12 protein-coding genes are annotated in these 12,901 nt (G+C 65.2%); 1 reads left to right on the top strand and 11 read right to left on the bottom strand.

All coding sequences use genetic code 11. The features are described 5' to 3' along the window. Positions 1 to 51 precede the first annotated feature (51 nt). From R3P95_RS23965 to R3P95_RS23915, 11 genes are all read right to left on the bottom strand, one after another. Positions 52 to 1,023 (bottom strand): LLM class F420-dependent oxidoreductase, encoded by a 972-nt coding sequence (locus R3P95_RS23965; RefSeq protein ID WP_149407292.1) that lies wholly within the window; start codon positions 1,021 to 1,023, stop codon positions 52 to 54. A 9-nt stretch (positions 1,024 to 1,032) separates the two neighbouring features. Further along, positions 1,033 to 1,833, bottom strand: a complete 801-nt coding sequence (locus tag R3P95_RS23960; RefSeq protein ID WP_317549697.1) for an SDR family NAD(P)-dependent oxidoreductase — start codon at positions 1,831 to 1,833, stop codon at positions 1,033 to 1,035. Between the two features lie 29 nt (positions 1,834 to 1,862). Further along, positions 1,863 to 3,662, bottom strand: coding sequence for a glycoside hydrolase family 15 protein (locus tag R3P95_RS23955; RefSeq protein ID WP_317549696.1), 1,800 nt, complete (start codon positions 3,660 to 3,662; stop codon positions 1,863 to 1,865). Further along, complete coding sequence (locus R3P95_RS23950) at positions 3,659 to 4,351, bottom strand: HAD family hydrolase (protein ID WP_317549695.1); 693 nt, start codon at positions 4,349 to 4,351, stop codon at positions 3,659 to 3,661. Before R3P95_RS23950 ends, R3P95_RS23955 begins: the two co-directional genes overlap by 4 nt. Before the next feature lie 80 nt (positions 4,352 to 4,431). Beyond that, on the bottom strand, positions 4,432 to 4,905 hold the full coding sequence (locus R3P95_RS23945; RefSeq protein WP_068054046.1) for a Dps family protein: 474 nt from the start codon (positions 4,903 to 4,905) through the stop codon (positions 4,432 to 4,434). A gap of 135 nt (positions 4,906 to 5,040) precedes the next feature. After that, on the bottom strand, positions 5,041 to 6,573 hold the full coding sequence (locus R3P95_RS23940) for a catalase (protein WP_269596518.1): 1,533 nt from the start codon (positions 6,571 to 6,573) through the stop codon (positions 5,041 to 5,043). Positions 6,574 to 6,664: 91 nt separating this feature from the next. Next, positions 6,665 to 7,099, bottom strand: a complete 435-nt coding sequence (locus R3P95_RS23935; protein ID WP_317549694.1) for a Fur family transcriptional regulator — start codon at positions 7,097 to 7,099, stop codon at positions 6,665 to 6,667. 45 nt (positions 7,100 to 7,144) lie between these two features. After that, positions 7,145 to 7,786: an acetoacetate decarboxylase family protein gene (locus R3P95_RS23930; RefSeq protein ID WP_317549693.1), complete on the bottom strand. Its 642-nt coding sequence runs from the start codon at positions 7,784 to 7,786 to the stop codon at positions 7,145 to 7,147. Beyond that, on the bottom strand, positions 7,786 to 9,477 hold the full coding sequence (locus R3P95_RS23925) for a GMC family oxidoreductase (protein ID WP_317549692.1): 1,692 nt from the start codon (positions 9,475 to 9,477) through the stop codon (positions 7,786 to 7,788). Before R3P95_RS23925 ends, R3P95_RS23930 begins: the two co-directional genes overlap by 1 nt. Beyond that, positions 9,474 to 10,982: a flavin-containing monooxygenase gene (locus R3P95_RS23920; protein ID WP_317549691.1), complete on the bottom strand. Its 1,509-nt coding sequence runs from the start codon at positions 10,980 to 10,982 to the stop codon at positions 9,474 to 9,476. Before R3P95_RS23920 ends, R3P95_RS23925 begins: the two co-directional genes overlap by 4 nt. Beyond that, a complete protein-coding gene (locus R3P95_RS23915; protein WP_394855466.1) occupies positions 10,979 to 11,584 on the bottom strand; it encodes a TetR/AcrR family transcriptional regulator in 606 nt (201 codons plus the stop codon). The genes R3P95_RS23920 and R3P95_RS23915 overlap by 4 nt, the downstream gene beginning before the upstream one ends. A gap of 363 nt (positions 11,585 to 11,947) precedes the next feature. On the opposite strand from R3P95_RS23915, the gene R3P95_RS23910 reads away from it, so the two are divergent. Next, entirely contained in the window at positions 11,948 to 12,847 is a 900-nt protein-coding gene (locus tag R3P95_RS23910) for a polysaccharide deacetylase family protein (protein ID WP_317549690.1), read from the top strand. Positions 12,848 to 12,901 lie beyond the last annotated feature (54 nt).

Here is a 12,901-nt window from a genome sequence, read left to right as displayed (position 1 = left end):
GCTCGAGGCCCCGACCGAATGCCCTCGATCGGGGCCTCGTGAAACGTCGAGTCAGCTGGACGCAGCGCGCAGTTTCTCCAAAAGCGGGCCTGCGGCCTCGGCGAGGAAGCGCTCCTGGGTCTCGTCGCCCACCTGCACGAGTGCGATGTCGGTGTACCCGGCCTCCCAGTACGGCTTCACGGCCTCGACGATGGCGTCCAGGTCCGGTCCACACGGAATCGTGTCGGCCACATCCTCTTTGCGTACGAACTTGGTCGCTCCGGCGAATCCAGCCGTCGTCGGCAGATCGGCGTTGACGGCCCAACCGCCCGCGAACCAGCGGAAGCGATCGTGCGCGCGATCGACGGCCGCGTCCTTGTCCGGATCCCAGGAGATCGGGATCTGTCCGATGGACCGCGCCGGGCCCTCGTGGTTGTCCGACCATGCCTTGACGAGATCGGCGTCGGGCTCGGTGGCGATGAGGTGATCACCGTACTCGGCGAATCGCGCGACGGCCTTCTCGCCACCGGCTGCGATGCCGATGGGCACGCCGCCCTCGGGCAGGTCCCAGATCCGGGCGGAGTCGACGCGAAAGTGCTTACCGTCGTACGTGACCAAGCCACCGGCGTGCAATGCCCTGATGATCTCGAGCGCCTCGACGAACATGTCCTGCCGCTTGTCGATGGACGGCCAGCCCTCGCCGACAACGTGCTCGTTCAGGTTCTCACCGCTGCCGAGGCCGAGGGTGAAGCGGCCGTCGGCCAGGATCTGCATCGTCGCAGCCTTCTGCGCGACGACGGCCGGGTGATACCGGATGATCGGGCATGTCACGTACGTCATGAGCTCGACGCGTTCGGTGGCCTGAGCCACCGCGCCCAATGTGGTCCAGGCGTACGGCGAGTGCCCCATGGAGGACAGCCAGGGCGAGTAGTGGTCGCTGGCGACCTCGAAGTCGAAACCGACTCTCTCGGCACCGACTGCGTACTGCACCAGCTCTTTCGGGCCGCTCTGCTCGGTCATCAAGGTGTATCCGAAATTGGTCATGCGTGTCTCCTAGATAGTTGCGACGGAACCGGCGTCGACTCGGTAGTTCGATCCGTTGACGAAGGACGCGCGGTCCGAGCACAGGAACGTGATCACCGAGGCGACTTCCTCGGGTTCGCCACGGCGTCCGAGCTCCATGTACGGACGCTCCTCGTCGAGGAAGCTCTCGATGGCACCGTCGCGGTCGGTTCCCTTCTCCTCGGCGCGCTTGTCCATCATCGCGTCGGTCATCGGGGTGTGAATGAACGCGGGAGAGACCGCATTGACCAGCAGTCCCTCGGACGCATAGCTGCGCGAGAGCCCCTTGGCGAGGGCCAGCACGCCGGCTTTGGCTGAGCAGTAGGGCAATTCGTCGTCGTACGGCTGCACGGCGTCCTCGGAGGTCAGCAACACGATGCGTCCCCAGCCACCGCGGCGGAGTGCGGGCAGAAATGCTCGCAGTAGCCGGACCGGTCCCATCAGGTCGATGTCGAGGGTGGAACGCCACCCCTCCTCGTCGATCTCGTGGAACAGCCCCTGCGCTCCGGTCACTCCGGAGGACTGGACGAGAATGTCGATGTCGCCCACTACCTGCTGCGTCCGTGCTGCCAGGTTCTCGACCGCGTCGGTGTCGGTCACGTCCGCGGCGAACGCGAACAACTGCCCCTCCGCTGCGCCGAGTTTCGCTGCGGCCTCGTCGAGCGAGGTCTGATCCTTGTCGCTGATCACGACGCGAACACCCTCGGCCAGCAGCATTCTCGCGGTGTGCCAGCCGATACCGGAGTCTGCTCCGGTGACCAATGCTGTCCTACCGTTGATTCCCAAATCCATTGAATCCCACCTTGTGTAAGAGATCGCGGTCAGGCTGTGGCGTCGTGCGAGCGCGCAATGGTCAGCGCCGCATTCACCAGGGCCAGGTGGCTCAAGCCCTGCGGGAAGTTACCCAGAAACGATCCATCCGAAGCATCGATCATTTCGCTGTACAAACCGACGTCGTTGGACAGCTCCACCAGTTGGTCCATCAGAGCTGCGGCTTCGTCGTCTCGGCCGACGCAGGACAGCGCCGACACTCGCCAGAAGGCGCAGGCCACGAAGGTCACTTCTTCCTTCGAGACCCCGCTGTAGCGGTACATCAACGGACCGGCACCGAGTTCTTCGACGAGCGCATCGATGGTGGACGAAAGACGTTCTCCCCGATCGAAATCCATCTCGGCCGCGAGCAGTACCGACGCATCGAGCCCGTCGGCACCCGGGTACGCCAGGTAGGCCTGCCGCTCGTCCGACCAACACTCGGTCTCGATGTAGAGCCGGATGCGTTCCTTCTCGGCCTTCCATCGATCCGGTATCCCCGGGATCTCGCCTGCTTCTGCCAGGTGCACGGCACAGTCCAGCGCCTGCCAGCAACCGAGCTTGGAGCTGGTGTAGTGCTGTTCGTCCTCGAGCTCCCAGATCCCGGCGTCCTTGCGCTGCCACGAATCGCAGGCCTCGTCGGCGATGGCGGCCAGCAGGCGCCCCGTCTGCGCGTCCAGGATGTTCCCCGCGTCGACGTACTGCCGGATGATGGAGAACAGGTCACCGAAGATCATCAGCTGCAGCTGATCCGCAGCAGCGTTGCCGTTGACCACCGGCCCGATGCCTCGCCAGCCGGGAACGTCGGGTTGTTCCGTGCCACCCGGCAGTTCACCACCGAGGGTGTAGAAGACGTTGACCAACGGATCGTTGACTCGGATCACTTTCAGCAGCCACGCCACTGCAGCATGGATCTCCTCGCGAAGGCCGAACCGTTGCAGCGCACGGATGGTGTACGCGGCGTCGCGAACCCACGCGTAGCGGTAGTCCCAGTTCTTGCCACCGGTCCTGTTCTCGGGCAGAGAGGTGGTGGCAGCGGCAGCGATGGCACCGGAGGGGCTGTGCAGCAACAACTTCAGAGCCAGCGCGCTCCGCGCCACATGCTCCGACCACGGTCCCTGGTACGAGAATTCGTCGGACCACACGCGCCAGTTGGCGATCGTCCGGTCGATCCCCTCGTCGAGGTGCTGCGGATCGGGCAGCGGCAACGGCTCGTTCTCCGTGCCCACGACGCCCAGCACATGCCGAGAATCCGGGTGGGTGGTGAAGACACCACCGATGTCGCGGTCCGCGACGTGCACCTCCTCGATGCCCAGAGTCCGCACGGCCAAGGTCAATCCGTCGACCCGCAACACGGTGCCGTGCTCGGTGTCGTACGCCCACGGCGACGCGATGCCGAGCATGGTGCCCGGCGCCACGGACCACGACAGCTCGACGTTGCCGTCGAGACCCTCGACGCGGCGGGCCAACTCCACCCACGGAAGACGCCCGGCGACACCGGTGTTCAGCGAGTCGGTGACTCGGACGGTGCCGGTGTCGGTACGGAACGTCGTGCTCAGCACATTTGTCCCGGGGACGAATTCACGCTGGACGGTGAACTCCTCCAGCGGCGTCAGCTGAATGTATCCACCGTTCCCAGCGTCGAGCAACGCTGCGAACGGCGGCGGCGAATCGAGGTTCGGAACCGGAAACCAATCGATCCGGCCGTCGTCGGCGATCATCGCCACGGTGCGGCCGTCACCGATGGCGCCGTAGCTCTCGATGGGGACATAGCCGTCGACCCGGGGGTGCGGCTTGCGGAACTCGCTCAAGCACTTGCCTTTTCATCGGAGTAGAAGGGACTGTCCTCGATGTGGGCGAGCAGATCGGCGGGGTCGTCGAACACTGCTACCGCCCCCGCGTCGAGCAACTCACCACGTGAGATGCCGCCACTGCGAACACCGATGGCGCGTACACCCGCGCGACCGGCCGACTCGATGTCCCAGACGCTGTCGCCGACCATCACCGCCTTGGATGCCTCGACGCCGCCACGTTCGAGTGCAACCGCAACGATGTCGGGCTCCGGCTTGGCTACGTCGGCGTCCTCACCGGACGTCACCACGGCAACCGAGTCCTCGACGTCGAGCAGGTCGCGCAACGTCGACAACTCGCTCTCCGGAGCCGAGGTCGCAAGCACCACGGTGATGCCGCGAGAGTTCAAGTCCGCCAACAGTTCACGGGCACCCGGCAGCACTTCGAGATCCGCCGACGCAGCAGCGTAGTACTCGCCGTGCAGCGTCTTCGCTTCGTGGGCAAGCGCGCTGTTCGAGGACCCGACGAGCGTCTCGAGCAGCTTCGACCCGTCCATCCCGATGCAGCGGTGAACACGCCAGGAAGGAACGGAACCACCGGCCTCACGAAACGCGCGCGACCACGCGTCGACGTGCACGTAGTTGGAATCGACGAGGGTGCCGTCGATGTCGAGCAGGACCGCGTCGACCGTCGGTTTGGAAACAGGCATGGTTTTCGGATACCCGGGGGTGGTGCAGGCAAACAACAGGCCCCCCGCTGTGCGCGAGGGGCCTGTCGGGTGGGAAAACGTCAGCTGGCCTGGGCCTGCCACATCCAGTGCAGCTGCTCGAGCCGAGCCGTGATGCCGATGAGCAGGTCCTGGGTCACCGGATCGGCTTCGCCAGTGTCGGCGATGCGTCCGCGAAGACGCTCCACGACCGCGGCGAGGTTGTCGACGACCGCTGGGACGACTTCGCTGTCCTTGGTCCATCCGGCACCGAAGCCCTTGGTTCCTGCCGTCGAGGAGACGGTGGCTGCGCGCCCGTCGGGGCTGACGCCGATAGCGGTGGCGCGCTCGGCGGCCTGGTCGGTGAATTCACGTGCGGCCGTGACCAACTCGTCGAGCTCGAGGTGCACCGACCGGAAGTTCTTGCCGATCACGTTCCAGTGCGCCTGCTTGGCGATGAGCGAAAGGTCGATGAGATCGACCACAGTTCCCTGAAGCGCGTCGCCGGCGATCTTCTGCTGGCCTGCGTCGAGGGTGCTGGTGATGGGGTTCGTCATGATGTGGCCTCCCTGCCGTTGGACGACGGTATGCATCGCACACCATTATTGTTCTTTCGTCTGTACTGCACAACGGCAGGTCGACCCGCGTTGTTCCGGATCGGCGTCACATCCGCTGTGACGCCGATCCCAACATCAGACCTTGGCTGCTTCGTCGGCAGGATCGTCGATTGCGCCTGCACCCGTGGTCGGTGCGGTCTCGTTCTGCTGCGACCGAACGCCTTCCTCGACTTTCTTGCCGAGCTCGGGATCGACGTTGGTCCAGTACTCGAACACCCGGCTCAGAACGGGCTCGCTGACGCCGTTGAGGACGTGCCCCACGATGTTCCCGACGAGGCGCTCACGCTGCGCGTCGTCCATGACCTCGCGGACCAGGGCTCCCGCTTGCACGAAGTCGCCGTCCTCGGGGTGCTCGATGTACCCGGTGCGCACGAAGCGGGGCTCGAAGTCCCATGCTCCGTCGTCGCCGTACTTGTTCGTGTCCGCCGACGGGCCGCCGAACGAGTTCGGCGCGTAGACGGGCGTCTCCGGGGAGTTGAACGAGTACCGCATGTTGCCGTCCTTGGAGTACGAGTTGACCTCGGACTTCGGGGCGTTGACCGGCAGCTGCGCGTAGTTCGCTCCGATGCGGTACCGGTGCGCGTCGGCGTAGGAGAAGACGCGGCCGAGCAGCATCTTGTCGGGGCTGAAGCCGATGCCGGGCACGGTGTTGGACGGCTCGAACGAGCTCTGCTCGATCTGCGCGAAGAAGTTCTCCGGGTTGCGGTTCAAGGTCATCTTGCCGACCTCGATCAACGGGTAGTCCTTCTGCGACCAGACCTTGGTGAGGTCGAACGGGTTGTACTTGTAGTTCTCTGCCTCGTCGTACGGCATGAGCTGCACCTTGAGGGTCCAGCTGGGGAAGTCGCCGTTCTTGATGGATCCGAAGAGGTCCTGACGGTGATGATCGGGGGACGTACCCGCAACCTCGTCCGCCTTGTCCTGCGTCAGGTAGTCGATACCCTGATCGGTCTTGAAGTGGAACTTGACCCAGGTCTTCGTGCCGTCCTCGGCGATGAGCTGGTACGTGTGCGAACCGAACCCGTCCATGTGGCGGAACGACTTGGGGATACCCCGGTCGCCCATGAGCCACGTCACCTGGTGCGCCGACTCGGGCGAGAGGGTCCAGAAGTCCCACTGCATGTTGTTGTCGCGCAGACCGGAGTCGGGCATGCGCTTCTGGCTACGGATGAAGTCCTGGAACTTGATCGGGTCCTTGACGAAGAAGATCGGGGTGTTGTTGCCGACCAGGTCCCAGTTGCCTTCCTCGGTGTAGAACTTCAGTGAGAATCCGCGCGGGTCACGCCAGGTGTCGGGGCTGCCCTGCTCGCCGGCGACGGTGGAGAAGCGCGCCAGCATCTCGGTCTTGGCACCGGGCTGCAACGCCTTCGCCTTGGTGTACTTGCTGATGTCCCCGGTGATCTCGAGTTCGCCGAACGCGCCTGCGCCCTTGGCGTGCACGACGCGCTCCGGGACCCGCTCGCGGTTGAACTGCGCCATCTTCTCGATGAGGTAGTGGTCGTGCAGCAGAATCGGTCCCTGCGTTCCGGCGGTCAGCGACTGATCGTCGCTGGGGACGGGGATTCCCGAGTTGCTGGTGGTCGGCTTGTTGCTGATCGGCTTGGTCATACGAAGCCTCCTGAAGGGCTGAATAGAGTCCGAAGAGGGCTGCTCTTCGAAAAAGCTGTGAAACCGAGCGGCCGTACGCTGGACCGCAGTGTCAGACGGAATGCCTCGTGCAGTCGCCGCACAAACCCCAGAACACGATTTCGGCTTCGTCGACGACGAATCCGTGAGTGTTCTCGGGTAAGAGACACGGCGGCGCTCCGACGGCGCAATCGACATCGGCCACCACGCGGCACTCTCGGCACACGAGGTGGTGGTGATTGTCCGCCGTCCGGCTCTCGTACAGCGCGGCCGAGCCGGCGGGTTCGATGCGACGGAGCAAACCTACATCGACGCAGGCCCTGAGCACGTCGTACACGGCCTGGGTCGACACCGAACCACCGTCCTCACGGACGGCGGCAGCGATGTCGTCGGCGTCCGAATGCGGTCGGGCTGTGACCGCATTCAGAACTGCAACCCGGGGTCCGGTGACGCGGAGACCGACCGAGCGCAACTGCGCTACGGGGTCGACGCGTTCGGTGAGCTGCATGTACTCCAGTATGCCCCTAATCTGGACTAAGTCAAGAAAAGGGGATCACAGCTGGCCGACCAGGTGCGCTTCACCCGTCCGCATCGAACCCGACACGATCTGCAAGCCGAAATACGTGCCCGACGGCATCCAGCGACTCAGCGTCGGGCCCTTCGCGTCCACCTCGACGCGCGCCAACCTGGCTTTGCCCTTCAGGCTCGCGGTGGCGATGGCCGAGCCGCCGGACACCGGCTGCGCGAAACCGAGGGAGCCGAGCATCGGGAACTGCGGCCCCACGGCGCGGGACGTCGTCCGCACCGACCATTCGTCGCCGCTCACCCCGGCCTCGCCCAGCACGTCACCCTCGAACTCGGCCAGCACCTTGGGCAGGTGCCAGTTGGTCCGGCCGCCGTGGACAGATGTCGCGGAATCGACGGCGATGAACGGCACCGCCATCCGCGGAACGCGTCCGACGTCGCGGCGCAGCACCGGGCTCGCCAGGATCTCGCGGTACGGGCCGACCGGTGAGGTGACGTAGTCGACGACCATCGCCATCGTGATCGGCAACGTCTTGGCACCGACAGGTGCGAAGTCCGACGAACGGGCCCGATGCCACCAGATCGTGGCCCGCACGTTCGCCGGCCACGGCGCTGCCGGACTGACCGGCCAGTCGGTGCGATCGGTATCGGATTCGGTGACACTCCACATCAGGAATCCCTCCCCACGACGGTCAGGGGAAGCCGCAGGGCACCCGGTGCCGATACCGGCACCACCGGCTGCACGGGCTGAGTGGGTGCGATCTCCTGATAGCCCGAGCCCACCGCGGGTCGCCGATCGGGCTCACCCTTGTTGGGCCACAACGCCATTGCTCGCTCGGCCTGGGCGGTGATCGTCAGGGACGGATTGACGCCGAGGTTGGCGCTGACGGCAGAACCGTCGAGCACGTGCAATCCCTCGTAGCCGTAGACCCGCTGGTAACCGTCGATCACGCCGGTCTGCGGCGAGTCGCCGATCGCGCAGCCACCGAGGAAGTGCGCGGTCATCGGAATGTTGACGATCTCGGCGATCGATCCGCCCGGGTCACCGCCGATCTTGTCCGCGAGCAGACGAATTGCCTCGTGACCCTGCGGAATCCATTGCGGTGGTGGATCACCCACGCCGGGCCTGCTGGTGAGGCGACGCCCGAACGGCCCCTTCTTCGATCCGAGTTCGAGCGAGTTGTCGTCGGTCTGCATCACCAACGCGATGACGGTTCGCTCCGACCAGCGATGCACCGACAGGCTCCGAACGGCGGCGCCGGGGTGACGCAGCGCGACGCCGAGCGTCTTGAGCACGCGCGGCATCTTGCCGCCGCCGTCGCTGAGCACGGTCTGCAGCAGGCCGATTGCGTTGCTGCCCTTGCCGTATCGCACCGGCTCGATGTGCGTGTGATCGTCCGGGTGGAACGACGACGTGATGGCCACGCCCTCGTGGTAGTCGACCTCACGGCCGCGAGCGGTCGCGGCGAGCACGGCCTCGGAATTGGTGCGCACCAGCGAGCCGATCTTGTCCGACAACCGCGGGAGCGAGCCCTTCTCCTTGGCCGCGAGCATCAGCTTCTGGGTGCCGTAGGTGCCGGCCGAGAAGATCACCTGATCGGCGGTGATCGTCTTCTCCTTGCGACGCAGCTTTCCACCGGTTCGACGCGTCACCACGTCGTACCCCGCGCCGTTCGGCCGCACGTCCACGACGGTGGTCAGCGGAAGAACATGCGCGCCTGCGTGTTCGGCGAGGTACAGGTAATTCTTGACGAGGGTGTTCTTCGCGCCGACGCGGCAGCCGGTCATGCACGCTCCGCATTCGGTGCAGCCGGTGCGCTCGGGCCCGGCACCGCCGAAGAACGGGTCGGGCGCGGTGCGGCCGCGATCTCCGAAGTACACGCCCACCGGGGTCGAGGTGAACGTGTCCCCCACCCCCATGTCCTCGGCCACCTCTTTCATCACCTTGTCCGAGGCGGTGATGGTCGGGTTGGTCTCGACGCCGAGCATCCGGCGGGCCTGGTCGTAGTACGGATTCAGCTCGCGCTGCCAATCGGTGATCGAACCCCACTGCGGGTCCTCGAAGAACTTCGCCGGGGGTTGATACAGCGTGTTCGCGTAGTTCAGCGAACCGCCGCCGACGCCTGCTCCTGCCATCACCAGTACATCGGGCAGCAGGTGGATACGTTGCACCCCATAGCAACCCAACGCCGGAGCCCACAGATACTTGCGCAACCGCCAGCTGGTCTTCGGCAGCTCGTCGTCCTCGAACCGTCGACCGGACTCGAGAACCGCCACGCGGTACCCCTTCTCGACCGCCCGCAACGCAGCAACGCTGCCGCCGAAACCGGAGCCGATGATCAATACGTCGTAGTCGCTCATGCGGATACCACCTCGTTGTCTGAGTCGAGAGCGTCGGAGACGAGCCGATAATTCGGCACGTCGAACTCGCGCGTCTTGTTGCGGAACCGGAATGTGTAGGTGGGCCACATCGTGGAATTGCGGCCGTTGGCGTCGAGGTACCAGCTCGAGCACCCGCCGGCATTCCAGACCGTGCCGTCGAGCGCGGAATCGACCCACGAATTGTGTTGCCGCTGAGCAGATTCGTTGACCTCCACGGCCGCGATCCTGCGGTCCTTCATCGCGTGCAGCGCGGACACCACGTAGTTGGCCTGCGACTCGAGCATGTAGACGATGGAACTGTGCCCGAGGTTGGTGTTGGGGCCGTACATCAGGAACAGGTTCGGGAAGCCGGCGACGGTTGTGCCGAGATGCGCCTGCGGGCTGCCGCCCCAGTGCTCCGCGAGCGTCCGACCGTCGTTGCCGCGCAGCAGATGCGACACCGGCGGCTCGGTGGGGGTGAACCCCGTCGCGAAGATGATGGTGTCCACCTCGTGGTTGCGGCCCGAGGCGTCGACGACGCCGTTCTCGGTCACCGACGTCAGCCCCGACGTGACGAGATCGACGTCCGGCCGGTCCAGTGTCGGCAACCAATCATTGGACAGCAGAAGTCTTTTGCAGCCGGGCGCGTAGTCGGGAGTCAGCGCGGCACGTTTCACCGGGTTCTTGACCTGACGCTTCAGATTGGACTTCGCGAACACCTTCACCGCGGGCAGCAGCCACGGGTTGTCCGCCAGCACGGTCACATAGGCCTCGCGGTAGCCGTAGATGACACCGCGAACCGCGCGGTGCGCCAGAGGGATTCGCTCGTACAGCGTGCGCTCGAGCCGGCCGATGGTGCGGTCCAGGCGCGGAATCACCCACGCGGGGGTGCGCTGGAAGACGGTGAGCCGCTCGGCCCGGTCGACGATCTCGGGGACGAACTGCACCGCAGACGCACCGGTGCCGATCACGGCGACCCGCTCGCCGGTGAGGTCGTGCTCGTGATTCCAGGTCGCGGAATGGAACACGGTGCCCGAGAACGTGTCGATGCCGGGGACGTCCGGGATCTTCGGAGTGGACAACGCCCCGGTGGCAGCAACCAGAACACGCGCGCTCGCCGAACCCTGCGACGTCTGCACCGACCAACGCTTGTTCACCTCGTCCCAGGTCGCGGACTGCAATTCACAGTTCGTGACGATGCGATCGTTCAGGTCCAGACGATCCACCACCGAACGCAGGTAGTCGAACAATTCGGGCTGACGCGCGAAGGTGTGACTCCACTTGGGGCTCGGGGCGAACGAGAACGAGTACAGCGAGGTAGGCACGTCGCATGCACACCCCGGGTAGGTGTTGTCTCGCCACGTGCCACCCACGTCGGACGCGCGCTCGATGACGGTCACGTCGGCGCTCGGGTCGGCGGCGAGGATCTTCGCCACCGCGGCCAGGCCTGCGAAGCCGGCTCCGACCACCAGCACGTCGAGCTGTTCGGGGAGAGTTGCGTTCACGAATCCATCACCTTTTCGGACCAGACGGGAAGGAGCCGCCCGCGCAGCTGCGCGTCGGCTTCGGGAGTGCGGAACAGAGCCGAGACGGCCAGCCCGCGGGCGAGTTCGACACTGAGCTCGATGGATTCTGGGGACATCCGGCTGCCCATGACGATCTGGGCACCGCCCTGAATGGCCTCGGCGACGCGCCGCTCCAAGGGGATCATCGCCTCGTGCAGCGCCGGGTCGGTACGGGCAGCCACCCAGAGCTCGAGCGCGGCGTAGAACAGGGGCCCGGAGAATGCGTCGGCGAGGATCTCGGGTCCCCGCTCGGGGTCCGGTTCGGCTTCGAGGATCTCCGAGAGACGACGATCGACGAGATGCTCGACGGCCGCGATCAGCAAGGACTCCTTGGTCGGGAAGTGGTGCAGCTGCGCTCCCCGGGAGACACCGGCACGCCGCGCGATCTCCTGGGTGCTGGTCTTGGCGAAGCCCAGTTCGACCAGGCAATCGATCGCGGCGTCGAGCAGCTTCGCCCGAGTGCCCGCGGTGCGTTCGGCCTGCGTCCGGCGCTCGGTGGGCGCTGAGTCGTCAAGCCCTGTGTCGGTAGTCACACTTCGCACAGTAGCGCTAAATCAACAAACAGTCCAGCCTGACTTTAAGTTTGCTGCAGGAAGCAGTCGGTCTGGATCTCACTGATTGATCGGAAAGTCGACTGGACTGCGCGCACCGCTTTCCAATCCATTTCCACTGCTCGGTTCTACGATCCGGTCGGTCCGACCTGCTGTAGCCACACGAATGGTGCATCGAAGCAGACGAAAGAGGGCCGATGACAATCTCTACCGTCGCTGTTCGTGGGGCCGCATGCGCAGTCGTGGTGATCCACGCGTTCACCTCAGCCGGCTGCAGCAGTGGCTCCGACTCGGCGACCGCAGGCAAGCTGGCACCACAGTTTGCGCTGATCGACCATGGGCAATTCTGTCGCCATGCCCCTCGCTTCTCATGGCCGCTTCGAATACTCCCCCATCGGCGATCGCCCACAATTCGAGTGGCCGGGTGGCGCGCGCCTCGCGGTGTACGTGGCAGTCAACTGCGAACACTTTCCGTACGACGACGGTCAGCCAGGGCTGGGCTACACACCCGGGATGGATCAGCCGAATACCTACAACTGGGGTTGGCGCGAGTACGGCAACCGCGTCGGCGGCTTCCGGATCGCAGAGACGTTGCACCGGAATGGAGTTCGCCCGACGTTGCTGGTCAACACCGAGGTGTACGAGCATGCTCCGCAGCTGGTCGACGCCTTCCGCGCCCTCGATGCGGAGGTCGTCGCGCACGGACGAACGAACGCCGTGCAACCGAACAATCAGGACGAGGAAGCCGAACGACGCTCGATCGACGAGGTGACGACCGCCATCGAGCGCCACGAGGGAGCACCACCTCGGGGTTGGATGAGCCCCGGTGCCAACCCCAGTCGAGTGACCGAGGACTTGCTCGCCGAACGCGGCTACGAATACACCTTGGACTGGCCCATCGACGATCAGCCGGTCTGGCTGCAGACCCGCGGTGGCCCGTTGCTCAGCGTTCCGTACCCGCACGAGGTGAACGACCTTCCGGTGTTCGTTCACCATCACCAGACCGCAGCGACGTTCGAGCGCAACATAATCGACAGTTTCGACGAACTGAAGGAGAACTCGGCTCACCAACCCGTAGTGCTCGCCATCTCTCTGCACACGTTCCTGACCGGACAGCCCTACCGACTTCGCCGGTTCCGGTCCGCCCTGCAACACATGCTCGACAACAGCGACGGCGTCTGGTTCACCACACCGGGCGAGATCGCCACGCAATACCGCGGTCTCGTAGCTCGGGACTGTCTGAATAACGGTTGATCCGGTCCTTGGTTCGACACGCCGAGCTCAGCTTGGTGGGAAGGATCGACGATG

Origin of the sequence: Rhodococcus cercidiphylli, from assembly GCF_033042225.1 — a bacterium.
Classification (GTDB): Bacteria; Actinomycetota; Actinomycetes; order Mycobacteriales; family Mycobacteriaceae; genus Rhodococcoides.
Note: the sequence above shows the minus strand (reverse complement) of the source record. Positions and strands in the feature narration are given on the sequence as shown.